Here is a 22,389-nt window from a genome sequence, read left to right on the forward strand (position 1 = left end):
TTCCAAACCGTGCGTTAGAGTGCGTGTAGCCAACCCATTCGCTCTTCGAGCGACGGGGCGTTGAAAGCCAGGGAGCCAAGCACAACCGTCTCCGCGCCGGCCTGGCGAAGCAGCGGCACTGTGTGTTCGCGAATGCCCCCGTCGGCGGCCAGGACGACGCGGTGCGTCGCACCGCAATCGGCAATGATCTTGCCAGCTTGTTGCAAGCGCGGTCCGGCCCTCTCGTCCAGTCCTTGGCCTTTGACGCCAATCGCGGTCCCGAGGAGCGTGATGAAACTTAGCCGGGATGCGAACCTCGCCACCCGCTCAACGGGCGTTTCCACCTTGATCACCATGCCTGCGGCAACGTTACGCCGATCCAGCAGGTCGAGCGCGGCATCCGCCACGGCTTCGTTTTCGACATGGATGCTGATGAGATCGCTGCCGGCATCGGCGAACTGCTCGACTTGGGAGAGAAGGATGCTGTCTGCGACCATCAGGTGGACATGGATCGGGCGTGCGGAAACTCTGCGCACGCCTGCGACAAGATCGGGAAAGAACAACATGGCCGGCGCGAAATGGCCGTCGGCGACGTCGATGTGCAGAATGTCGGCGAAAGGCTCGCCGCGAGCAAGGTCGTCGGCCAGACGCGTCAGGTCTGCCGACCATACTGAAAATTCTGCTATCAGCCGGTTCTGCGGAAGGTTGGCGATCCAATTCTTTTCAGGTCTAGTCATGTCTCAGGCTCTCTAGGAAACTGGCCAGTGCGAGGCGAAAATCGGAGACGTATTTCTCCCGGCTCTCGACTTTCGGTGTGATTTCTACGAGGCGCGCTCCAGGTATCATTTGGGCGAGAGCGCGCCCATGCCCGAGCGGATGGATAAGGTCCCTCTCATGGCCGATCACCAGCGCTGGCATGTCGAGAGCGCGGACTTCTTCCTCGGTCACGCCCGGTCCGTCCGCCGAGATCGCCGACAGAAGCGCCGCGGTCACTTCGATGGGAGCACGCGTAAAGAACCCCTCTAGCGACGCCAGATTATCCGGCGCCTCGGCGGCGAGGCTGCGACCGTGGGCGCTGGCCAGAAAGGCCGCCCTCGCCTCTTGCGGCAGCATCGTCTTCAATAGTCGACCAACCTTGGCGTTGGGCGCCATGTTCGCTGGCGCCGCTTCGATCACCCAGGCTGGTCGGGCGATGACCAGCCCCTTGACGAGATCCGGCCGCTTGACGGCAAGGCGCAGCGAGATCGCCGCTCCCATCGAAATACCGCCGACCACCACCGGATCAGGGAAGTGCTGCTCGATGTAGGTAGCAAGGTCGTCGGCGAACGTGGCGATCGACAGGCTGTCGAGAGGACCCGCCTGCGAGCGGCCGTGCCCGCGGGCCTCGACCGTGATGCGGCGCAAGCCAGGTTTCGCCGGGAATGCTTCATCCGTTTGGCCCGCGTCGCCGCACAGACCATGTTGGAATATGACAGCCTGTCCTTCGCCAGCCGTATCGACGTTCAAAACGGTTCCGTCAGCGGTCTTGAACGGAGAGATGGCCTTGCTCATCAGCCTGCTCCGTCCTGAAGGTGTTGCGTCAAGAAAGATGCAACTCCTGCTGCTTCGCTGGCCGACAGACCGTGGGTGACGAGGCTGCCGTTGAAGCCGATGGCCCTCAGGCATCCCAGATAGTGGGCGTAGTCGAGAACACCTTTTCCTGCGGTGGCGAAAGTCCCGTCTGGATTGCGGTCCTTGGCATGTGCCATGACGATGCGATCGGCCAGGCGGTCGACTGCGTGCGAGACGACCTTACGTTGTTCATCGAGGCTCGCCACTTCGAAAAGATTGGCGGGATCGAGCACGACCTTGATACGTGAGCTTTTCACCTCGTCGATCAGCGACCGCGCCTTTTCCGCTGAATTCACGACGTTGGCCAGTTCCGGTTCTATCCCGAGATAGACGTCGTACCGTTCGGCGATGTCAACAGCCGTCTCCATAGCCGCGAGAAGGTCGCGCCACGCCTCGGCCGTGTCGTTGTCGGGATGCTCCTTCCACTGGTCGATCGGGTCACGCGTACCGGTGCAAAGCGTGATGAGACGTGTCGACATCCTCGCGCAATGGCGTGCAAGCACCTCGAGCCTCTCATGGCCCGCCGCGCGCAAAGCTCGGTCCGGGTGGATCATGTTGTAGGTGCCGGACACCGCCACCACCTCCACGCCGCAGGCCTTGGCGGCCTCAGCCACCGCCTGGGCCTGACCGTCGGAAATCTCGTCTGGCAATGAAGGAAGGCCGGAGCAGGCCATGTTATACTGCGCGCCCGCATAGCCTGCGGCTGCGACAGACTGGAGCACTACACGGGGATCAGTGCCTTCGAACGTCTTTGCGAAAATACCAAGCTTCATCACACACCACCTGAAACGTCCGCCAGCGCGACGCGCTTCCCGGTCTCGGCCGACCGAGCGATCGCGACCATCGCCTGAACGGAGGCGACGCCGTCGTCGATGTTCGCCCCTTCGAGAATCGCGCCGTCCAGAACGCTGCGCGCGAAGCCTTCGACCTGACGACGATAGAAATGGCCGTCCGCGCCCAGCACACGATGGGTGGCGCCGTCCGCCTCGCGGAATATGTCGACTTCACTCGATTTGTAGTACCAGGGATTGTAGGTCTTACCGAGGATGCTGCCGTTCTTGCCGTAGATCTGGAAACCTTCATGCCAGTCCATACGCACTTGGACGGTCAAATCGAGATGGCCGAGCGTGCCGGAGGCGAATTCGACGTCCACGAACCAGCACCAGATACCCGAGCGCTCCGAGAGGCGCGCATTTACGGCAACGATGTCGCCGGCGAAGTATCGGGCCGTATCAATCAGATGGCAGCCGTGCGCCAGCATGTAGTATCGGCGAAGATCCGCCTTGGGGTTTGTGGACGGACGCTTGGCATTCGAACTGGTCACAATCAGCGGCTGGACGGCATCTGTCATCGGATAGCGGTGGGTGTTGTCACAATACCAGGCCTTCAGCGCGATCATGTCGCCCATCTCGTCACGGATGAACGACTTGGCCGCCTGGAGCCCTGCGTCGAAGCGCTTCATATGACCAACCTGGAGGACCTTGCCGGACCTTTGGACGGCTGATTTCAGATCGAGGCATTCCTCGACGGTCACGCCGACGGGCTTCTCGCACAGCACGTGCTTGCCCGCTTCCAGCGCGCGTATCGAGGCGGGAACATGGAACGCGTCGGCAGTTGCGATAATGACGGCGTCGAGTTCCGGATCGGCGAGCATCAGATCATAGTCGTTGTAGGATTTCTGAGCCCCATGGGTGATGACCATCCGCTCGCGCAGATCGTCCGCAACGTCGCAGATCGCATAGAGGTCGGCGTTGGCGGCTTTTGTACATGCCTCGAAGTGGGCGGCCTGGGCGATCTGCCCGGCTCCCAGTACTCCCACGCGAAGACGTCTTTCCTGTTTTGCTGGCATTGGTTTGTCCCTGAAACTGAGTTTTTAATGGGCGATGCCGGTATCGGCGTCGAAGACAACTGCCTTCGAAAGATCAAGCGCGAAGGCCCGCTTTTCACCGGCGCGGATCGGTGTGCCCGTCGGCAGGCGCGCCATGATCTCGCGCTCACCTGCACGAAGAGCGACAAACACGTCCGGGCCGGTCGGCTCTATTACGTCGACATGCAGCGTAAGCGTCGGGTTGGCAGACGCTCCCTCCGTCGCGAGCGAAATCCATTCCGGCCGCAAGCCGAGAAGTACGTCGCTGCCAGTCGCCAATCGCGCCGTCACTGAAGCAGGCAACGGCAGGGAAACGTCCGCTTCCTTCAGGCTCAGCCGCAGGCCCGACGCCCCTTCAACCACGGTTGCGGGTAGAAGGTTCATCGGCGGCGATCCCATGAACGTAGCGACGAAGACATTGGCGGGTCGGTCATAGATGTCTTCGGGCGTGCCGAATTGCTGCAGCACGCCGTCCTTCATCACGGCGATGCGCGTAGCCATCGTCATCGCCTCGATCTGATCGTGCGTAACGTAGACAATGGTGGCGCCGAGCCGTTGATGGAGCCTCTTGATCTCGGTGCGCATCTCGACACGGAGCTTGGCGTCGAGGTTGGAAAGTGGCTCGTCGAAGAGAAAGATCTTCGGCTCGCGCACCAATGCGCGTCCCATAGCCACGCGCTGACGCTGGCCACCGGAAAGTTGGCCGGGGCGGCGCTCGAGCAGATGGCTTATCTGGAGCAGGTCCGCAACCCTCCCGACGCGCTCGACGCGCTCGGCTTTCGGCATCTTGCTCATTTCCAGCGAGAAGCCGATGTTCTGTTCGACAGTCATCGCCGGATAGAGCGCGTAGGATTGAAACACCATCGCGATGTCACGTTCCTTCGGCTCCAGACCGTCCACTGGCCTGCCATCGATCGTGATGGTCCCGGACGTGTGTTCCTCCAACCCGGCGATGATCGAGAGCAGGGTGGACTTTCCACATCCCGAGGGTCCGACGAGGACCAGGAACTCTCCGTCGTCGATTGAGATCTTTATGTCCTTCAGAACGGCTAGGCTTCCGAAGCTTTTGGTCACATGGTTGATGGCGAGATTGGCCATGGGCATTATCCTTTGACTGCGCCGGCCATCAGGCCACGAAGGAAGTAGCGGCCCGCGGCCACATAGATGATGATGGTCGGCAGGGCTGCGATCATCGCGGCCGCCATGTCCTCGTTGTAAGCCTTGGTCCCGGTCGAGGTGTTGACGAGATTGTTGACGGCGACGGTCACCGGTTGGTTGGAGCCGGCGGCAAAGGAGACGCCGAAGAGGAAGTCATTCCAAACTCCGGTAAACTGCCAGATGATCGACACCATGACGATTGGCCACGAAATCGGCAGCAGGATGCGAAAGAAGATCGCCCAAAAACCCGCGCCGTCGACCCGAGCCGCCTTGAAGATTTCGGCCGGCACGGTCACGAAGTAGTTGCGGAAGAACATGGTGGTGAAGCAAACGCCATACACGACGTGCACCAGCACAAGCCCCTGAATGGTGCCCGCGAGACCGAGCATGCCGAGCAGCCCGGCCATCGGGATAAGCACGATCTGAAACGGAATGAAGCAGCCGAACAGGATCAGTCCGAAAAGCACGTTGTCTCCTCGGAACCGCCAAGTGGAAAAGACGTAGCCATTCAACGCGCCGAGACCGACCGATATCAGTGTCGCCGGGACGGCGATCAGGAACGAGTTGCCGAAGTAGCCCTTAAGACCGCCGCAGGCGACACTGATACATGCCGAACTCCATACGGACACCCATGCTTCGATCGTGGGGGCCTGCGGTACGGAAAGAAGGGTGCCGCTGCGGATTTCGTCCATGCTCTTCAGCGAAGTCATGACCATCGAGGCCAGCGGCGCGAGAAATAAAGCGGCGAGCACGACCAGGCAGCCATAGACGAAGATGCGGCCGAACATCTTAGTGGGGTTCAGCGATCGCGGGCGCACGAGAGCCATCGCAAAGTTGCTGTCAGGCACGGCGGTCATCGCGCAGCTCCGAATAGAGATAGGGGACAATGATGGCGGCAAGGCTCGTCAGCATGACGGTCGCACTGGCCGCGCCCACGCCAAGTTCGTTGCGGGTGAAGGTCATCGAGTACATGAATGTCGAGGGTAGTTCCGTCGACACGCCTGGCCCGCCCTTGGTAAGAGCCACGACGAGGTCGTAGCTCTTGATGGCAAGATGGGCTTCGATGACGAACGCGGTCAGGAAAACGGGCCGAAGAGCCGGAATGACGATGCGCGTGTATACCTTGTGAATGGGGGCGCCATCGACGCGCGCCGCGCGCAGTATCTCCGTGTCGACCCCGCGAAGACCTGCCAGGAACAGCGCCATGACGAAACCGGTGACCTGCCACACGCCCGCTATGACAATCGTGTAGATGGCCCAGTCCGGATCCACCAACCATTGGAAAGTGAATGACTGCCAGCCAAGGCTGCGCATCATATGCTCAAGCCCTAGACCGGGATTGAGAAGCCATTGCCAGATCACCCCGGTGACCACGAAAGACAGCGCCATCGGATAGAGGAAGATCGCGCGGAACACGCCTTCCAACCGAATTTTCTGATCAATTAGGATGGCAATGTAGAGGCCGAGACAGGTCGCGACCACGACGTAGAGGCCGCCGAAGATCGCCATGTTTTCAATCGCGGTGATCCAGCGCGGATTGTCGAAGAGCCGTTCGTACTGCCGCCAGCCTACAAAATCGAACTTGGCGAACATCTTCGATCCGGTGAAGGAAAGAAGCGCGGTATAGGCGATGAAGCCATAAACGCAGATCGAGATCGCCGCCAACGACGGCGAAAGGACGAATACCGGCAGCGTGGCCTTTATACGTTTGGAAAGAGTCATTGTTTTGTGCCCGATGTCAGCGGCACCAGCCGCCTAGACGACTGGTGCCGCGCAAGAGTTGGTCGCCGTTATGGTGCGACCAACTCCTGGGAGGATCTTTATCTGGCGGCGTTAATCGCAGTCACAAGCGCCGCGACAGCGTCCTTAGACGACATGTCGGAGTTGAAGTGCTGCGTGACGACGTCGAACATGGCGCGCTGAATGCCTGCCGGCTCAGCATGGCCGTGTGCGAGCGAGCCCAGAAGCGTCCCGGATGAAACGGCGCTCTTGAGATCGGCCATGGACTTCTGTGCGCAGGCGTCGAACTTGTCGCCTGAGACGTCTGTTCGAGCCGGGATCGACCCCTTCACCAAATTGAACGCCTCCTGGAAACTCGGGGACATCACGCTCGCCGCGAGCTTGTTCTGGGCTGCAAGCTTGCTGTCCCCCACCGGGAACATGGTGAAGAAGTCGGTGTTGAACAGGAACGACCCTTCAGTGCCGGGCGCCGTGACGCAGAGGATATCAACGCCCGGCGTGAGGTTGGCCTTGACGATTTCGCCCTTGGCCCAATCGCCCATGAGCTGCATGGCCGCCTCGCCCTTGAGAACCATCGCGGTGGCGAGGTTCCAATCCCGGCCGGAGAAGTTCGGATCGACATAGCCGCGGATCTTGCGCATCTGGTCAAAGACTTTGACCATGGTGTCCGACTGCAGCGCAGCGTCATCCAATTCGAGGATGGCCTTCTTGTAGAACTCCGGACCGCCGATCCCGAGAACGACGTCGTCGAAGACCGTCGTGTCCTGCCACGGCTGCCCTCCGTGGGCGAGGGGAACGATGCCCTTTTCCTTTAGCTTGTCCGCGACCGCGTTGAATTCGTCCCAGGTCTTCGGCGGCTCCAGACCGTTGTCCTTGAAGACCTTCGCGTTGATCCAGAGCCAGTTCGGACGGTGGATGTTGACCGGCACGGCCTGCCACTTGCCGTCGTGCACGGCGAAGTTCTTGATCTCGTCGGGCACGACCTTGTCCCAGCCTTCCTGGTCGGCGACAGCAGTCAGATCGCCGAGGAGCCCCTCCTCCGACCATTCGTTAACCGCCATGCCGAGCAACTGCGCCGCTGTCGGCGGATTGCCGGAAGTCACCCGCGCCTTCAGGGCCGTGTTGGCCGCCTCGCCGCCGCCGCCCGCGACAGGCATGTCCTGCCAGCCTACGCCTTGCTTCTGAAGGTCATCCTTCAAGACGCCGACGGCGGCGGCTTCGCCGCCGGAGGTCCACCAGTGCAACACCTCGACGCTGTCCTGCGCGAAGGCGAAGCCGGACACCGAAGCGCTGAGCACCGCGGCGACGGCCAGTGATTTGAAGGTTGATTTCATTTAGTTCCTCCCGTGGAGCGGCCCCATGCCGCCTTGCAAACAGACGGTTTCTCCTCTCCGTTTGTTTGGATTGAAAACAAACATATTGACGCGACCGTGTCAACTTGGTTCGATGGGCCGCGAACAAAAAAGTGAACGGAAACGGCCCCGCCACGGTCGAGTTGGTCGACAAAGTTGAAAGCCGCAAAATCGGCGACAGTCGCGGCTGAAATGACTATATGCTTTCGGGGAAAAGCGATCCCACGCGGATTCGCCTCCAGTCTCGCGGGCCCAACCTAGTCGGAGCAGTCCATGTCCATGCCGAGCGCCGTCAGGCACATCAACGAAGTCAGGGTGCTCGATGTCGTCTTTCGGCAAGGCAAGGTCAGCCGCGCCAACATCGCCCGTGAGCTTGGACTTACGCGGTCGACCGCCAGCAGCATTGTGGCGAGCCTCACCGAAGAAGGATTGCTTGTCGAAGACAATTCGGAAGACGACAAGAGCGCGGGCACCGGACGCCCTGGCACGTTCGTTCGGCTCAACTCCAACTACGGCGTTTTTATCGGCGCGGACATCGGCGTCGGTCGTCTTACGGTCGTGGCGCTCGACATGGAGGCACGGGTCGTCGCTCAGTCTCAATCGACCTTCGACCTAGCTGACGCCGATCCCGAACGCATCATTCAGCAATTGGTCAGGACCGTAAAATCGCTCACCAAGAGCTTGTCGCAGACGCATAAGGTCCGAGGTCTGTGTCTGACGGCGCCCGGCGTCATTGATCGGACTGGAACGATCCTACGCGCACCGATCCTTGGATGGCGGCAGGAACCGATTCTCGACAAACTGGAGGAAATGCTTCCCGAAGATCTGCTGCTTGCCGCGGAAAACGATGCCAATGCCTTCGCAATGGCGGAGATGTACCGCTCGAAGGACGAGAGCACAGACACGGAAATTTACATCTTCCTCGACGCCGGCGTCGGCGGCGCGATCGTCAACTCAGGGCAATTGTTGCACGGGCAGGACGGTTATGCCGGGGAGCTTGGCCACATCATCCTTGGAGACGAAGGCTTCGTCGAGCTTGCGACCATCTCCGGATCCTTCGAGAGCTTCATCGGCCGCGAGGCGGTTCTCGCCCGCTACCGCTTTCATGGAGGATCCGCCAGCGACATCGACGCGTTCGCAAGCGCAGCTCGGCGGAAGGAGCGCGCGGCACTGTCGACGCTGACGGATTGGTCGTTTTACCTTGGCCGTGGTGTTGCGACGCTGACAAGCATTTTCAACCCGGCACGAATTGTGCTCGGCGGCCCCGTCGCGATGCTCTATGACTTGTGCCGCGACGAGGTCATGGACAATGTTCGCCAGAATCTGCTCGACGAGCACCCGATCCCGGAGATCCGCTTGTCCAAGCTGGGCCCGGAGGGACCCGCGATTGGAGGCGCCTCGATGCTGCACAAACGAATGCTTTCGGTCGACGAAGAGTTAATCTATCGCCGTAACCGCACATCGTCGGGTCGCTGAGAGCCATTAGATGCGGGTCAAGCCGAGTCCTCCGCGGAGGATTTCGGGGCGGACGTGCTGATAATTTCCAATTTGGTTGTGGGCGCTTTCAAAAGCGTGTTTGTGGGTCTCGGTCACAACCATAACCTTGCAACCGGCTGTAACTGCGGCGGCGATTCCGGCCTCCGCATCTTCGAAAACCAGACAGCGCGCAGGATTCACAGCCAGCCGCTCGGCCGCGAGGATGAAACAGTCCGGCGCAGGCTTTCCCCTCTGGACGTCCTCAGCCGTCACCAAGATGGCCGGCGCCGGCAATCCCGCCGCCTCCAGCCTTGTTCTTGCCAGGGCCAATGGAGCAGATGTCACGACGGCCCACTTGCGTGGAGGCAGACTGTTGAGGAAGAGTGGCGCCCCCGGAATGGGCATCACCCCTGCGACCTCGGCGATTTCGGCCAGCGTGATGGCCGACGCCTCGGCCTCCGCGTCGACGTGAGGCAGCCCGAGAGACGCGATCGTCTCCGACGCCCTCCTCCCATGAATGGTTGGAAGGTAGACGTCAGGATCAAGTCCGAACTTTCCGAACCAGGCCCCCCACACGCGCTCCGCCGCGGCTATCGAATTGAGGATGGTGCCGTCCATATCGAAAAGGAAGGCCTCGAATGTGTCATCGAAAGAAAGGTCAGCCATGGTTCACGTTCGGATCAGGTTTTCTTCAGGCTCTCACTCCTCATTCCGGAGCGATAACCCCCTTGCGCAGGATGACGCCGCCGTAGAAGCGTCGTTCCCCGGTGACGACGACCGTATGGGCCGCCCGCACGCGATCCTTGAAGTTATCCGGCTCGACCGCGGTCAACTCGATCGCCCTTCCTTCGCTCTTTTCGAGAACGGCGGCGTAGTCCTTGAATACCGGCAGTATTTTTGCCGGGTCGTTTTCTGCGATCATGCGCCAGGCCACATGCGGCTCCTGCTCTTCGAGAGGAAACACTCCCATGATGGCCTCGAGGACGCGTGGGCCATCGACGCCATCGAGGCGGATGAGGCGGTCGTCTCCCCCGTCACATGGAAAGTTGGCGTCGACGATCGCGACGTCATGTCGATGCCCCATTGCCCTCAGGGAGTAGAGCAGTTCGGGCGACAGAATGGGGTCGATGCGCTTCAGCATTGGTTCTTCCTCCTCAGAGTTTATTTGCTTTTGCTTTATACAAATACAAATATGCTGTCAAACGACTTTGTGCGTCAGACATCTAAATTGCGGGCAGTTCCGGAAGGTCGAAAAGGCTTTCGCGCAAAAGCGCTGCAGCGCCGATGGCCGCACCGTCGCCACCGAATTTCGCAACGGAAATGGGCGGAACCTCGAACCCGTGAACGAGGTTTCCAGCCACCAATGCCTCCACTCTAGAGGCGACCCTGGGGTATAGCACAGCAAGCGGACCGCCGAGGACGATCGTCTTGGGGTCGAGAATGTGGATGAGGTTGAGGAAACCGGTGGCAAGCGCCGCCCCCCACTCGTCGAGCGCGTTGTCGAACTCCGGCGAGCTTCCGAGCGACGCCAGACGCGCCAACCCCTCAGGGATCGGATTCGCCTGGTCGATGAAGGGCAAGAACTTCTGGTAACCGGCGAGGATTTCGAAGGTGTGCGTCGCCGCCATCTGCGGCCGAGCGCCCATAACCATGTGCCCGACTTCCCCACCAAGTCCATGCGCACCTTCAATGACCCGGCCTTGCCGTAGGTGCGCACTGCCAATGCCCTGGGCAAGCAGCAGTAGGAGCGCATCGCTCAGATCGCCCTCCCCCGCATCCGTGGCCACAGCGCTCGCGAGGGCGACAGCGTCATTGCAGATGTGGATCTTGTGCAGGGGATGCATGGATTCGGCCATTGCTGCCACGACGTCGACGTCCCGCCAATCGAGCCAGGGCGCCGAGATAATCTTGCCCTCCCGGACAATGCCGGGCACGGAGATGCAAACGCCCCTAACTCGTGAGGCGCGCACCTTCGAATTTTCTATGAGTTCTTTCGGCAAGGTCGCGAGCAGCGCGATCACCCGGTCGGGATCTTGGTAGCGGTCCGCGATAGATACGATCCTTTTGGCCACGACACGCATCGAGAAGTCGACGAGAACGGCGTTTATTTCAGCCGAAGATATGTCCAGTCCGATGAAATATGCACCCGTCGGATTAAGGGATACGAGGGCGCCTGGACGCCCCGCACCGCTTGCCTCTGCGCTCTCGTTGAGATCGATGACGAGCTTCTCGGCAAGGAGTTGCTTGATCGAGTTGCCGACGGTAGCACGCGTCACGTTCAATTCACGCGCGATGTCGGCGCGCGACAGGGACACGTCCCGGCGCAGGACGCGCAGGCAACGGACCGCGTTCATGTGTCGTAGCACACTGTTCGTCGTCAACGTTCCTCCCAGGGACACCATGTGTCAGTCAGGAGCCATCGTAGGATGTCGGCAGCTCATTCGAATCGCTGCCGACGACATGTTCTGACGAACTATCAGATGCCCGAACGCAAGCAAAGGTTACCCTCCAAGCGATGACGTCACGCGATTGACCATCCGCCGTCGACAAGCAGATTTGCGCCCGTCACCAACGAAGCCGCAGGCGAGGCGAGATAGACCACCGCCCCAACGACGTCGTCGGTATCACCGATGCGGCCAAGTGGAATATGGCCCACCGTCCGACTGTGGAAATCCGGATCCGCAAGCACTGGCCGCGTCGAGTCCGTCCAAATGAAGGTGGGCGCGACCGTATTGACGGTGATCCCGTACTGGGCCCATTCGGCCGCGAGGCAGCGGCTCAGATGGTTGATCGCGGCCTTGCTCATGCAATAGATCGCCTCGCCGCGTAGTGTGACCGTACCCGCCTGCGAACTGATGTTGACGATGCGCCCGCTTTTCTTTTCGATCATATGGCGTGCGACGGCCTGGGTCACCAGGAAGGTGCCCTTGATGTTGACGTTAAGGATCTGATCGACGTCCTTCTCTTCGACGAGCTCCGCCAGGTTGCCAGGCGCCACGCCGACGTTGTTGACCAGGATATCGATCGTCCCGAAGGCGGCCAACGCGGTGTCGACTGCCTGTGCGATCTGCCGGCTGTCGGAGATATCCATTGCGACCGCGAGGGCACGGCGGCCCGTGCTCTCAAGTTCCGCCACGAGATCCGCAACCGCCTCGACGTTGCGAACGCCGATGACTACATCGGCCCCAGCGGCTGCGCATGCGAGCGCACAGGCTCGTCCGATGCCACGCGCCGCGCCGGTTACCAGCGCGACCTTGCCATCGAGGCTGAAGTTTGGTGCTTTGATTGTCATTTCGAAATTCCACTTGCTTTCAATTGTCGCTGACTATGCGGTGGCGGCTGCGAACCTCGCTGGCTTGCGGCCCAAGATAATCATTTCAAGCGCGTCGTCCTGCGTAAGATCCTTCGTTGGGTATGAACCGACGACCCGCCCTGACTTCATCACCGTGATTCGGTCAGAGAGCTGAAAAACGTCGTGCATGTCATGGCTTATCAGGAAGATCCCGAGTCCCTGCCGCTTCAGTTCGTGAATGAGCAGGCCAACATTCTTGGTTTCCTCGGGCCCTAAGGCTGCAGTGGGTTCATCCATGATCAGGATGCGGGCATTGAAATGCAAGGCCCGCGCGATCGCAACCGCCTGCCGCTGCCCGCCAGACATCGAACGGACCGAAGCGTTGAGCGATGGGATTCTCAAGCGCATGCGCTCGATCGTCTGCCGCGCGCCGTGTTCCATCGCTTCCGTGTCGAGAAACCCGAAGCGATCAGTCTGCTCCCGTCCAAGGAAGAGGTTGGAGACGGCGTCAAGGTTGTCGGCGAGCGCCAGCGTTTGATGGATCGTCTCGATCCCCAGTTCCTGTGCGTCATACGGCGAGCGGATGTCGACCGGCTTTCCGTCGATCAGGATTTCGCCGCTGTCCGCCGGAAAGACCCCCGAGAGCATCTTGATGAACGTGGACTTCCCCGCGCCGTTGTGGCCGAGCAGCGCCACGACCTCGCCAGGCATCAGCGCGACGCTGACGTTCTCTACCGCGTGAACGCCTCCAAATGCCTTGTTGACGTTGCGGGCTTCGAGCAAAGGCGTCGTCATGATGGCCTCCTTTCGCGCCACATCGTATCGATCCAGACGGCCAACACGAGGACCCCCGCCAGGACCATGCTTTGCGTGGGGCTAGGGATGCCCAGGAGGACCATGGCACTCTGCAGGCTCTGCATGATGAGAGCCCCGACGCATCCCCCCAGGATAGTCCCCGCGCCGCCGGCAAGCGAGGTTCCGCCGATGACGGCCGCAGCGATGACGTAGAGTTCCATCATTGTGCCGGCGCCGCTTGCCGCCGCATTGAGCCTCGCGGTCAGAACGATGGATGCAAGGCCCGAAAGCAGTCCCATAAGAGCGAAGACCTTGAGGACGACGCGCTGCGTGTTGATGCCGGTCAGGCGCGCACTCTGCGGATCTCCTCCGACAGCAAACACGTGCCTCCCGAACCTGTGCCGTCTGGCTATGAGGGTCATCGCCGCCGTCACGGCGATCAGGATCAGAACGGGAAACGCCAGCCCCATCGGTTCTTCCGTGCCCGGTCTGTTGTAGCTGTTCATAATCGCGACGAAACCGAAGGCGCATGCACACCAGACCGCGGCAGAGAAGTAGTCGGATACCTGGAGGGGCTTCTGAATACCGAGCCGCCGCTTGCGACGGTGCTTGCGCACCAGGCTTCCCACGACAATTCCCGTGGCTACGAAGGCGAAGGCCCAACTCATCGTTCCTCCGAGAACGCCATTCTGACCACCGCCCAGTATTTGAAAAGCGTCGCTGAGGGGGGCGATGGTCGTCCCATCGTTCAGTTCATAGGCCGCGTTCCGGAGGAAGAGCAGCCCTCCGAGGGTCACGACAAAGGAAGGTATGCGCGCGTAGGCCACCAGGGCGCCCTGGATGAGGCCGATGAGCACGCCTCCGCCCAGCATGACCAGACTGGCGAGCCACCAAGCATTGGCGCTGTCGGGAAGCCATAAGTTTTGAACGAGACCGCCGAGAACGCCAAGAAAGCCGACTTGAGAACCGACCGACAGATCGATATGGCGGGTCACAATCACCAGGATCATGCCGGACGCCATGATGGCGACGACCGACACCTGAAGCGACAGGTTGAACAGGTTGCGCGGCGACAGAAAAACTCCGCCGGTGAGAATGTTGGCACAAAGCCAGATCAAGGCGAGTACGCCGACCATCGCCATCAGGCGCGTATCGGCGTGCCCTCCCCCGATCGCGCGTAGCAAGCGGGGGAGGATCTTGCTTGAACTGGACACGGGCTGGGACACCGTTGTCATTGCAAAACTCCTAGATGTCGCGGCCTATTCGCACGCCTTCGGCGGATTTTCGGTCACGCCATTGCAAAGCGCGTCCTTCGAAATCCAGCCGGACTGCACGACGAGGTCGAGGTTGTCTCGCGTGATGGCGATCGGATCGAGGATGATGGCGGGTTGCGACGCGCCGGAGTCGGTGGTGCCGGGCGACACGCCGGTGACCGAGTCGATCTTGGCGCCCTTGATGATCTCGACAGCCGCCTTCGCTGCCACGGTTCCGAGCGCATTGGCGTCTTTCCAGACCGTCATGGTTTGCTGCCCCTTGGCGATCCGGTTCAGCACGTTCTTGTCGCCGTCCTGTCCGGAGATGGCGACCTTTCCGAGAAGATTTTGGCTTGCCAGCGCCGCGGCGACGCCGTTGGCGATGCTGTCGTTCATGGCGAGGACGGCGTCGACCTTGTTGTCATTGGCCGTCAGCACCTGTTCCATGAGGGCCTGCGCGACGTCGGGCTTCCACTGCTCCACGTTCTGCTGTGCGACGAACTTTATATCACCATTGTCGACTGCGCCCTGCACGGCCTGCATCTGGCCGCTCTTGAAGACCTGCATGATCGTCTGCGCCGGATCGCCGTCCATGGCGACCCAGTTTCCTTTGGGCACGGCCTTGAGGAGTGCTTCGCCCATCACGCGGCCGACGGCGACGTTGTCGAAGCTGGTGTAGAGCACGTCGCCCGTGTCGATTGGCGCGTCGTACGCTATGACGGTGATGTTTTCACGCTTCGCCGACTCGATGACGGGGATGATCGCCTTCGCATCCTGAGCGACGATAATCAGCACCTTCACGCCGCGGGCGATGAGACTTTCGACATCGGCCGCCTGCTTCTGCGGATCGCCCTGCGCGTCGATGCCGACATATTCGACGTCAGCACCGTCGAAAACCGACTTCATGGCGGCCTCGTCGATTTTCCAGCGCTCGTCCTGGAAATACCGCCAGCTCACGCCCACGGCGTCCTTGGCCGACGCCACGCCGCTCATCAGCGCGGCGGCTGCGACGGCGCCACCAAGCAACTTCGATAGCTTCGACATCTCGTTCCTCCCTTTTTGGTGAATATCCGTGCGCCCATCTCCCTTGCGGCACGCTCTAGCCTGACCTCCTGCCCTGCTATTTGTATTTGTTTAAAGCAGATACATATTAGAGTCAACAAAGCTTTTTCCCATGGGCGTGAGGCCACGCCAGAGGCAGAGTGATCGAAATCTGGTTCCAGGACGAGGCGCGGATCGGCCAGAAGAACAAGATCACCCGCCGCTGGGCGAGGCGTGGTTCCAGGCCGTTTGCCCCACACGACCAGCGCACGCGTTCCGCCTACATCTTCGGCGCGATCTCCCCGAGACTCGGCAAGGCGGCAGCCCTGGTCATGCCTTGGTGTGATACCCACGCCATGAACCAGCATCTGATCGAGATATCCCGCCATGTCGCCGACAATGCCCATGCTGTCCTCATCATGGACCAGGCGGGCTGGCATATGTCGGCAAATCTTATTGTGCCCGGCAACATCACGATCCTGCCATTGCCGCCGCGCTCGCCCGAACTCAACCCAGTTGAGAACATCTGGCAGTTCATGCGCGATAACTGGTTGTCCAACCGCGTCTTCAAATCCTACGAGGATATCGTCGACCACTGCTGCCACGCATGGCGAACCCTGCAAAACCAACCTTGGAAGATCATGTCCATCGGACGAAGAAAATGGACGGATGAGTTCTGATCAAAGAGGGTTGGTACTATGGATGACAAGGCCGTTTCCGCGCGTGATTTTGACACGGGCCGGAAGGAAAGCGGACTTTCCATGTGCATGGTGGGCCGACACAGTCTGGGTATACACTTCGGCCAGCAGATTGTTTTGGCCAATCGGAGGATGTGCTGTGTGCAGGGCTCAGCGACATCCAGGACTCCGCCGCTTCCGCTCTCCCGAATCAGCGCAATCGTGGTCCGGTCGGCATTCGACTTTCGCGATACACGGAAGAACGGATTGGCTGGACCGGTCACCTGCGCCTACCAAGCGGGAAGTCAGCGCATTGGCTTCAAGCATACCTCGTGCGTGTAAGCATTTCTTTGAGTAGGACATTCTCAGCGCGGAGTTTCTCGGCCAACAATGCTTTCAGTTGCTTGTTTTCGGCTTCAAGTTGGTTAAGTCCATCCTCCCCATCAACCAAGACGAGCGAATTGGGGGCCTGGCAACCAAAGCTTCTCCCGTCGTACGACACCGAACCCCTTTGGTTAAGGGACCGATGGTCAGAGAGCAGCGCTTCTTTGTTGACCGGCGGTCCCACCTGACGAGCTAAGGATTCCGCTGGTGGCACAGGTTCGTCAACCGTCACAATGGGGGCCTTGCTTGGTTTCGCGGCAACTTCTGCGTCGGGCAATTGCGTAGGCGAGGCAGCTATGAACGCTGGTCGATCGCCGCCCACAGCAGGTATAAGATCAGTATGAGTATTTTTGGAATTCCCGCTGACCGCTCCGCCACAAAGTGCATCAAAGGGAGGCACCAGACACGCCTCCACTTCAGCCTCTCGTGCAAACGCTTTTAGGTCCGTATCGCCCCAATGGATTTTGTTTTTGTGCTCGCTGTCTTTCGAGATGCTTTGAACTCGACGACGAATGTTTTTTTGGTTGATCTCATATGGAGCGCAAAACCTCGACGGTGATTGGCGTTGGTCAGACTAGGGCTGGGAGTGTCAAACCCCGTACTTGCAGAGTGCGGGTTTAACAACGAGGTATCTGCTAGACAAGCCCCAGCCGCTTGCGCAATTCGACGTTCTCTGCGCGCAATCTCTCGGCCAACATCTTTCGCAGTCGAGTATTCTCGGCTTCGAGCTGGACGAGGTCTGCTAAATCATCAGCTTGGTGCCGAACATTTGGACTTGCGTTAAGTTCGGTGGCACCCGTATTTTCCGCTTTTACGTCCCCTTCGGGTTCCGCCGAACCCTGAACGTCAACCCCGCGCCCTGCAGCCTTTTTCCAATTGTAGTAGGTTTGCTCTGCAATACCGACTTTCTGCGCAGCCTGTTTAATCGTGCTTTTGCCATCAAGAACCAGACGTTCAATGCGTTTGAGCTTCTCGGCCTTGTCTTCCTCTGAGAATTTTGCGGCTGCGGGCCTGGGTTTAACCCTAACATCAGCTGTGACTTTTGCGTTACCCTTCATCGTCTGAGACGCGTTAGCCACGGGCTTAGAGTGGGGCGTAGGCTGCGCATCCGGCTTCGGGCTGACTTCTCCAACCGGATCCGAACCTGCCACGATATCAGCTTTGTTCTCTTCGACCATATTCTTCCCTATCTGCGCGCGCACTCGGTTCTTAATCAACAATGGTTATTGTCATACAAATCCCCTCCTAACACAACCGCCCCGAATGCGGTCCGCTCTGGTGCAGACGGACGCATCTCCGCAGAGAGCCAGCCGTTCGCCGGGGTCAGGCACCTCCAGCAACGACCGCGCCAAATTTCATTGATCGGGCATAGCCCGCGATTGCCGCATACGGATCGAGAATGGTGTCATTGAAGCCGTGATACATGATCACTTTGCACCCGTAGGCGAAGAATGGCGCCAATGCTTTGGGATTGACGACGCCGCGCGACCAGGTCGGCTCGACGGTCCGCGCAACTTCGGCATGAACTTGCCCATCGGGCGCTGAGACGCTCGGATCGAGCACGGAAAGGCCCGGCCTTTTGAGGCCGATCGAAGTAACGGCCCCATTGGCGAGCATCTATTGCGTGGTGCCGCTCGGGAGCGACCCCCACGGTGCCCGCCTTCAGCCCGTCTGTAAGGTAAACCGCGAGACCGGTCGCACGCGATCCAGGCGCTGATCCCGTTGAAATTTTTCGGCTGGATAGAGCAGGATTGACCCGGACTCGCCTCTCGCTCTATCGAGCTTGATTGGATCAAGCTTTTTCTATAAGATCAGTGAAAATAACTGACATAGGATAAATCAATGGATGTGGAATTTGAGCTGACGGCCGAGCACGTCCGTTCGGGGCGCGCGCTGCTCCAATGGTCGCAAGGAGATTTGGCGAACAACGCGGAAGTCGCGGTGTCGACGATCGCCGATTTCGAAAAGGGGCTGCGCGTCCCGATCGCGAATAATCTTACTGCGATCAGAGAGGTTCTGGAGGAGGGAGGGGTTCGTTTCACGCCGGGAGGCTCGTTCTTGAGCGTTGCGCTCTTCCTCATGAGCGAGGGCAATTCCGGTGAACTGGTGTTGCAGTTCACCGACAAAGGCGCGGCTGCGGTGCAGGACGTCCTTTCAGTTTTTGGAGAGGTCGTAGAGGGAGCCGTGTCGATAGCGGCGGTTCAGGCCGCGACGCCTGCGCTGAAGAAGGCGCTTGATGATCTTGTCGCGACGCACGCGAGCACGACACCGCCGATCCACAGGCTGAAGAAATTTGTCTCGGTGCTTATCGACGGCGAGCATTTCCTCGTTCTTCCGGGGCGACCGGCGTCGACCACAGAAAAACTCGCTTGCGAGGAGCTTTTGCACCGGTTGAATCATCCTGACGAAACGGTCGATACCGATGGGGTCCGTGCCCTGTTCGGCTCACTTCTAAATCGGTACGACATGTCGTCGCCACGGACGGATCGCCATACCGTCATCAGGAGTCGAACCCGCAGTGAACGACAGTGCCGGTTCTGCGGGATGTCTAAATTGGAGGGGGCGACCTTCGATAAGGCTGCCCATGCCATCCCGACCGCCCTGGGCAACGATTTCCTCAAGCTCGCGGACGAATGCGACGAGTGCAACGGCTATTTCGGCGAGGTGACCGAGCCGTCTTTGATTGCTTTTCTCGATTTGCAGCGCGCCTTTCTTGGCATTCAGGGGCGCGGGAAGAACGAGGGACGACCCGAACTGAACTTCGCCGAAGGCAAGATTTTTCACGACGGAAAGCGGTTCAACATCCATTCGAAGCACATGTCTCATGACGCGGGTACCGACATCATCTCTGTCGGTCTTGGCAAAGGCAGTCCGATCGTCCTTGCCGATGTTTATCGTGCGTTGGTCAAGATAGTGCTGGCCGTCATAGATGAGGAGGAGCTCGAGCATCTGAGCAGAACGATCGAGTGGATGCGGTATGGCAAGCACGCTGATCAGGTGCTACCGGCTGTTGCTGCGGCTGTCGTCGAACTGCCGCCGAATCCATCGGCGCAAATAATCGTCTACCGGCGCAAAGCCGAGCGGTCGCGTTTGCCGCATATCATCGGCGAGTTTCGCCTTGGCCCATACCTCTACGTTTTTGCGGTTCCGCTTTCTGACCGCGATTCTTGGGACCTTAACGGCTTCTTCGACGACCCGGAGTTTCGAGAAACGTTCAAGCACTATGCGAGTGTGACAAGATGGACCCAGCAGGACTTGAACAGTCGGAACAAGGCCTGGCTTTCGCCTCAGATCAAGCTGGTGCCAAGGTCGAAGTAGTGGCCGGTTGCCTATCGTAGCTGGGTTCAGAGCGTGATTTCGGATGTACGGAGCGGTGGAGGCCGCTCCGCAACCACATTATTCCGCGGCGTCAAGTCGATCTCCGTTGATCTCCTCGTCATCGCCCGAGAGGAAGCCAGGAAGCGCTGCAGCAGCGTCTCCACTGTCGGTTTGCGTCTGGGTTAGATGTTTTGGCCTCCGTGACATGGCGTAGAGGGCCAGGCAGCCACCTCACGTCGGCCAGTAGACGTTCGGCCTCGTTTGGCCATGTCGGTCTTCTTCAGGTGGTCGATGAGCTGCGCGGCCTGCTCGCCGGCGCCTTCGCGAACGGCTGGGAGAATGCGGGGCTTGGTGACGCGGCCGAGATAGTTGCCGACCGTAGGACGCCAACCGACCTCGACCATGTCGAGGCCGTGCTGGGAAAGTCCGCTGCCACCATAGGGGTTCGGTTTCTCGTAGAGCGCGTTGACACCGTAGCTGACGCAATGAACAAGCAACGCCATGCGGCTGGTGTCGTCGAGAACAGCCAGCCAATCCCACAGCGCGTCATCACCGGCCGGGATGTCGCTCGCCCAGCCCTCGTGCCGTTCATGCACTGAGCGGGCCGATGGGCTGTCCTTCAACGTCTTGTCCTGTACGGGGAAGAACACGTGATTGATGGAGGCCTCCATCGCGCCCTTGAACATGCGGTGCTGGAAGGTATCGGAAACCAGCTTGTGCAGAAGCGCCGTCATCGCGACATGCGGATTGTTGACGACCGCGTCGCGCAGCGCGAGCGTGCGATGGGCCGTCAGCTCAGTGACTAGTCGATCGGGCAACGGCTTGATCGTTTCGTCTTCCTCGTCTTCCGGCTCGATCTGCTGGCCGCCGATCATGATGACGGCCCGCTGCACTGTCGGCGCGGTCGGATCCTGCGGCTCATCGTCGGCGACAGTGGCGCCCTCGCTCGATTGCGGGGCCTCGTCCTCGGCGCGCACATAGCCGCGGTCGATGTCGAGGCTGCCGTCATGGGCGATGCTGACGAACGCTCCCGCGCGGGCGATGTCGTCGGCCTCGAAGCGCACCGGCCGGGTCTCGAAGGCGGCAAGCGCCGTCTCGATCTCGCCGAGGCGTTGATCGACCTCATCCGGCAGCTCGTCGGCGCTTTCATATTCGGCCTCCAGCTTCTGATATTCGGCGTTGAGCGCATCGATAGTGGCCTGTTCCTCGGCCGAGAGGTCGAGCGGTTCGCCCTGTAGCTCGCGAAGGCCCCGCGTGGCGTCATGGGGGAAGCTGACGCCGACCTCGATCCACTTCCAGCCTTCGGCCGCGATCGTCTCGGCCGTGGCCTTCAACTTCTCGGCGACCAGACGGTCGAGCAGCGCCGGGTCCTGCAGCCAGCCCCCATCGTCGGACTGGAAGAGATCGCGCATGGTGACGCCGCCGGCCGCCTCATAGGGCTCGACGCCGACGAACACGGCCCGCACTTGCAGATCGACAAGGAGAGGGGGATCGCAGTCGTCGAATATTCGGCGCGCGCCGAACTCTTCGCCAATGACTGTCCGGCGCCTCTGAAGGCGAAGCTCCCGGACCTCATCCTTGACGAGCCCGTGGCGCCGTTGGTGACTCCCGTGCATGTCACGGATGCTCGGTTCGGCCAGGTCAAAAAGGTCTACGTCCACACCAGCGTGGATCAGGTCATCAGCCCCACCTTCCAGGCCAAGATGGTCGACAGCACGCCAGTGCGGAATTCGGTCACGCTCCTGACGGGTCACCTCCCCTTCTTCACCGATCCCGACGGCCTCGCCAAGGCGATCGAGCGCGCGGCCGAATAAAAACAAATAAACCACATCGGCCGCCATCGCGGCAGGCGGGCGACGTTCGCCCCGACATTCTTCCTCTGGAAGAATGTCGGGGCCTGCCTGCCCTGCCATACCCGACAATCGGACCTATCAGACCCTTCGCCCACAACACGCGCGATGACGCGGGGGGATGGTTGATGACAAAGCCGCTTTATCTGGAATCCTCTCCCAGAGTCATAACGCCAAGTCTATTTACATGGCCCAGGCTTCGCCGATCATTTTCTTGGCAACCCGATGTTAACCCCAGCTTGGCAGATTGGCCCAGTTGCCTCCGCCTCTTTGCACCACACCGAGGTGGCAACACGAAACCGCAACTCATTAGCTGCGGTTTCGTCCATCTTTCGCCAGACCTGCAGACTGCCGAGATGATGCCGACTGAATTGCGCATGCGAGCTCTAAAAGGGCTATCCCGATTTGCTGTGGCGCAGCGTGGTGCGCTCTTCGTCCGTAATTTATCCTCACCCAAGAGAAGACCGCCATGCTCTTGACCGGCGGCATATGGGCGGTCAAGAGAAATAGCAAATTCTCTCGGGCGATGAGAATATGGGGATCATCAGCGGCCTCTCATCTATAGCCATATGTTACGATCATCACCTACGTGGCGT

20 protein-coding genes and 2 pseudogenes are annotated in these 22,389 nt (G+C 60.1%); 4 read left to right on the forward strand and 18 right to left on the reverse strand.

All coding sequences use genetic code 11. From position 1 onward, the window contains the following. Positions 1–14: 14 nt before the first annotated feature. From ASD03_RS19885 to ASD03_RS19920, 8 genes are all read right to left on the reverse strand, one after another. Complete coding sequence (locus ASD03_RS19885; protein WP_057215482.1) at positions 15–716, reverse strand: ribulose-phosphate 3-epimerase; 702 nt, start codon at positions 714–716, stop codon at positions 15–17. Continuing rightward, complete coding sequence (locus ASD03_RS19890) at positions 709–1,530, reverse strand: alpha/beta hydrolase (RefSeq protein ID WP_057215485.1); 822 nt, start codon at positions 1,528–1,530, stop codon at positions 709–711. Before ASD03_RS19890 ends, ASD03_RS19885 begins: the two co-directional genes overlap by 8 nt. Next, the gene (locus ASD03_RS19895; RefSeq protein ID WP_057215488.1) at positions 1,530–2,363 is read right to left on the reverse strand and encodes a sugar phosphate isomerase/epimerase; all 834 of its coding nucleotides are present in this window, start codon (positions 2,361–2,363) and stop codon (positions 1,530–1,532) included. The genes ASD03_RS19890 and ASD03_RS19895 overlap by 1 nt, the downstream gene beginning before the upstream one ends. Continuing rightward, on the reverse strand, positions 2,363–3,439 hold the full coding sequence (locus ASD03_RS39130; RefSeq protein ID WP_057215491.1) for a Gfo/Idh/MocA family oxidoreductase: 1,077 nt from the start codon (positions 3,437–3,439) through the stop codon (positions 2,363–2,365). The genes ASD03_RS19895 and ASD03_RS39130 overlap by 1 nt, the downstream gene beginning before the upstream one ends. Before the next feature lie 24 nt (positions 3,440–3,463). After that, complete coding sequence (gene ugpC, locus ASD03_RS39135; RefSeq protein ID WP_057215494.1) at positions 3,464–4,555, reverse strand: sn-glycerol-3-phosphate ABC transporter ATP-binding protein UgpC; 1,092 nt, start codon at positions 4,553–4,555, stop codon at positions 3,464–3,466. A gap of 5 nt (positions 4,556–4,560) precedes the next feature. Continuing rightward, positions 4,561–5,442, reverse strand: a complete 882-nt coding sequence (locus tag ASD03_RS19910) for a carbohydrate ABC transporter permease (RefSeq protein ID WP_057215758.1) — start codon at positions 5,440–5,442, stop codon at positions 4,561–4,563. A gap of 13 nt (positions 5,443–5,455) precedes the next feature. After that, positions 5,456–6,337 carry a sugar ABC transporter permease gene (locus ASD03_RS19915; protein ID WP_057215497.1) on the reverse strand — a complete coding sequence of 294 codons (882 nt, stop codon included), beginning with the start codon at positions 6,335–6,337 and terminating at the stop codon, positions 5,456–5,458. A gap of 98 nt (positions 6,338–6,435) precedes the next feature. Continuing rightward, positions 6,436–7,689, reverse strand: coding sequence for an ABC transporter substrate-binding protein (locus tag ASD03_RS19920; protein ID WP_057215500.1), 1,254 nt, complete (start codon positions 7,687–7,689; stop codon positions 6,436–6,438). A 291-nt stretch (positions 7,690–7,980) separates the two neighbouring features. Between ASD03_RS19920 and ASD03_RS19925 the strand changes: the two genes are divergently transcribed. After that, positions 7,981–9,183 carry an ROK family transcriptional regulator gene (locus tag ASD03_RS19925; protein WP_057215503.1) on the forward strand — a complete coding sequence of 401 codons (1,203 nt, stop codon included), beginning with the start codon at positions 7,981–7,983 and terminating at the stop codon, positions 9,181–9,183. Between the two features lie 6 nt (positions 9,184–9,189). Here ASD03_RS19925 and ASD03_RS19930 read toward each other — a convergent pair whose 3' ends face one another. From ASD03_RS19930 to ASD03_RS19960, 7 genes are all read right to left on the reverse strand, one after another. Next, positions 9,190–9,849, reverse strand: a complete 660-nt coding sequence (locus ASD03_RS19930; protein ID WP_057215506.1) for an HAD-IA family hydrolase — start codon at positions 9,847–9,849, stop codon at positions 9,190–9,192. A 40-nt stretch (positions 9,850–9,889) separates the two neighbouring features. Then, positions 9,890–10,324: an RbsD/FucU domain-containing protein gene (locus ASD03_RS19935; RefSeq protein WP_057215509.1), complete on the reverse strand. Its 435-nt coding sequence runs from the start codon at positions 10,322–10,324 to the stop codon at positions 9,890–9,892. A gap of 82 nt (positions 10,325–10,406) precedes the next feature. Then, the gene (locus ASD03_RS19940) at positions 10,407–11,564 is read right to left on the reverse strand and encodes an ROK family transcriptional regulator (RefSeq protein WP_162250523.1); all 1,158 of its coding nucleotides are present in this window, start codon (positions 11,562–11,564) and stop codon (positions 10,407–10,409) included. A 140-nt stretch (positions 11,565–11,704) separates the two neighbouring features. Beyond that, the gene (locus ASD03_RS19945; RefSeq protein WP_057215515.1) at positions 11,705–12,475 is read right to left on the reverse strand and encodes a glucose 1-dehydrogenase; all 771 of its coding nucleotides are present in this window, start codon (positions 12,473–12,475) and stop codon (positions 11,705–11,707) included. A gap of 33 nt (positions 12,476–12,508) precedes the next feature. Beyond that, positions 12,509–13,270 carry an ATP-binding cassette domain-containing protein gene (locus ASD03_RS19950; RefSeq protein WP_057215518.1) on the reverse strand — a complete coding sequence of 254 codons (762 nt, stop codon included), beginning with the start codon at positions 13,268–13,270 and terminating at the stop codon, positions 12,509–12,511. After that, a complete protein-coding gene (locus ASD03_RS19955; protein WP_057215521.1) occupies positions 13,267–14,412 on the reverse strand; it encodes a hypothetical protein in 1,146 nt (381 codons plus the stop codon). Before ASD03_RS19955 ends, ASD03_RS19950 begins: the two co-directional genes overlap by 4 nt. Before the next feature lie 117 nt (positions 14,413–14,529). Then, positions 14,530–15,567, reverse strand: a complete 1,038-nt coding sequence (locus tag ASD03_RS19960; protein ID WP_057215523.1) for a substrate-binding domain-containing protein — start codon at positions 15,565–15,567, stop codon at positions 14,530–14,532. Between the two features lie 152 nt (positions 15,568–15,719). Between ASD03_RS19960 and ASD03_RS19965 the strand changes: the two are divergent. Continuing rightward, positions 15,720–16,244, forward strand: a pseudogene (locus tag ASD03_RS19965) (IS630 family transposase); the annotation flags it as partial. A 1,016-nt stretch (positions 16,245–17,260) separates the two neighbouring features. Here the strand turns inward: ASD03_RS19965 and ASD03_RS19970 are convergent. Together ASD03_RS19970 and ASD03_RS19975 are read right to left on the reverse strand one after the other, a co-directional pair. Then, positions 17,261–17,803: a transposase gene (locus ASD03_RS19970; protein ID WP_057215529.1), complete on the reverse strand. Its 543-nt coding sequence runs from the start codon at positions 17,801–17,803 to the stop codon at positions 17,261–17,263. A 145-nt stretch (positions 17,804–17,948) separates the two neighbouring features. Next, positions 17,949–18,242 carry a hypothetical protein gene (locus tag ASD03_RS19975; protein WP_057215532.1) on the reverse strand — a complete coding sequence of 98 codons (294 nt, stop codon included), beginning with the start codon at positions 18,240–18,242 and terminating at the stop codon, positions 17,949–17,951. A 225-nt stretch (positions 18,243–18,467) separates the two neighbouring features. Here ASD03_RS19975 and ASD03_RS19980 point away from each other — a divergent pair, with 225 nt between their 5' ends. After that, complete coding sequence (locus ASD03_RS19980) at positions 18,468–19,943, forward strand: transcriptional regulator (protein ID WP_057215535.1); 1,476 nt, start codon at positions 18,468–18,470, stop codon at positions 19,941–19,943. 208 nt (positions 19,944–20,151) lie between these two features. Here ASD03_RS19980 and ASD03_RS19985 read toward each other — a convergent pair. After that, positions 20,152–21,449: pseudogene (locus tag ASD03_RS19985) on the reverse strand (DNA-binding protein); the annotation flags it as partial. On the opposite strand from ASD03_RS19985, the gene ASD03_RS19990 reads away from it, so the two are divergent. Continuing rightward, positions 21,410–21,757, forward strand: coding sequence for a hypothetical protein (locus tag ASD03_RS19990; protein WP_057215541.1), 348 nt, complete (start codon positions 21,410–21,412; stop codon positions 21,755–21,757). The pseudogene ASD03_RS19985 and the gene ASD03_RS19990 overlap by 40 nt on opposite strands. The last annotated feature ends 632 nt before the right edge of the window (positions 21,758–22,389 follow it).

The organism is Ensifer sp. Root127, from assembly GCF_001425225.1.
Classification (GTDB): Bacteria; Pseudomonadota; Alphaproteobacteria; order Rhizobiales; family Rhizobiaceae; genus Ensifer; species Ensifer canadensis.

What these genes read in the sequence shown, in the direction of transcription:
- ASD03_RS19885 (WP_057215482.1), bottom strand. Translation starts at nt 716, where the DNA reads ATGACTAGACCTGAAAAGAATTGGATCGCCAACCTTCCGCAGAACCGG.
- ASD03_RS19890 (WP_057215485.1), bottom strand. Translation starts at nt 1,530, where the DNA reads ATGAGCAAGGCCATCTCTCCGTTCAAGACCGCTGACGGAACCGTTTTG.
- ASD03_RS19895 (WP_057215488.1), bottom strand. Translation starts at nt 2,363, where the DNA reads ATGAAGCTTGGTATTTTCGCAAAGACGTTCGAAGGCACTGATCCCCGT.
- ASD03_RS39130 (WP_057215491.1), bottom strand. Translation starts at nt 3,439, where the DNA reads ATGCCAGCAAAACAGGAAAGACGTCTTCGCGTGGGAGTACTGGGAGCC.
- ugpC (WP_057215494.1), bottom strand. Translation starts at nt 4,555, where the DNA reads ATGGCCAATCTCGCCATCAACCATGTGACCAAAAGCTTCGGAAGCCTA.
- ASD03_RS19910 (WP_057215758.1), bottom strand. Translation starts at nt 5,442, where the DNA reads ATGGCTCTCGTGCGCCCGCGATCGCTGAACCCCACTAAGATGTTCGGC.
- ASD03_RS19915 (WP_057215497.1), bottom strand. Translation starts at nt 6,337, where the DNA reads ATGACTCTTTCCAAACGTATAAAGGCCACGCTGCCGGTATTCGTCCTT.
- ASD03_RS19920 (WP_057215500.1), bottom strand. Translation starts at nt 7,689, where the DNA reads ATGAAATCAACCTTCAAATCACTGGCCGTCGCCGCGGTGCTCAGCGCT.
- ASD03_RS19925 (WP_057215503.1), top strand. Translation starts at nt 7,981, where the DNA reads ATGTCCATGCCGAGCGCCGTCAGGCACATCAACGAAGTCAGGGTGCTC.
- ASD03_RS19930 (WP_057215506.1), bottom strand. Translation starts at nt 9,849, where the DNA reads ATGGCTGACCTTTCTTTCGATGACACATTCGAGGCCTTCCTTTTCGAT.
- ASD03_RS19935 (WP_057215509.1), bottom strand. Translation starts at nt 10,324, where the DNA reads ATGCTGAAGCGCATCGACCCCATTCTGTCGCCCGAACTGCTCTACTCC.
- ASD03_RS19945 (WP_057215515.1), bottom strand. Translation starts at nt 12,475, where the DNA reads ATGACAATCAAAGCACCAAACTTCAGCCTCGATGGCAAGGTCGCGCTG.
- ASD03_RS19950 (WP_057215518.1), bottom strand. Translation starts at nt 13,270, where the DNA reads ATGACGACGCCTTTGCTCGAAGCCCGCAACGTCAACAAGGCATTTGGA.
- ASD03_RS19955 (WP_057215521.1), bottom strand. Translation starts at nt 14,412, where the DNA reads ATGGCGATGGTCGGCGTACTCGCCTTGATCTGGCTTTGTGCCAACATT.
- ASD03_RS19960 (WP_057215523.1), bottom strand. Translation starts at nt 15,567, where the DNA reads ATGTCGAAGCTATCGAAGTTGCTTGGTGGCGCCGTCGCAGCCGCCGCG.
- ASD03_RS19970 (WP_057215529.1), bottom strand. Translation starts at nt 17,803, where the DNA reads ATGGTCGAAGAGAACAAAGCTGATATCGTGGCAGGTTCGGATCCGGTT.
- ASD03_RS19975 (WP_057215532.1), bottom strand. Translation starts at nt 18,242, where the DNA reads ATGCTCGCCAATGGGGCCGTTACTTCGATCGGCCTCAAAAGGCCGGGC.
- ASD03_RS19980 (WP_057215535.1), top strand. Translation starts at nt 18,468, where the DNA reads ATGGATGTGGAATTTGAGCTGACGGCCGAGCACGTCCGTTCGGGGCGC.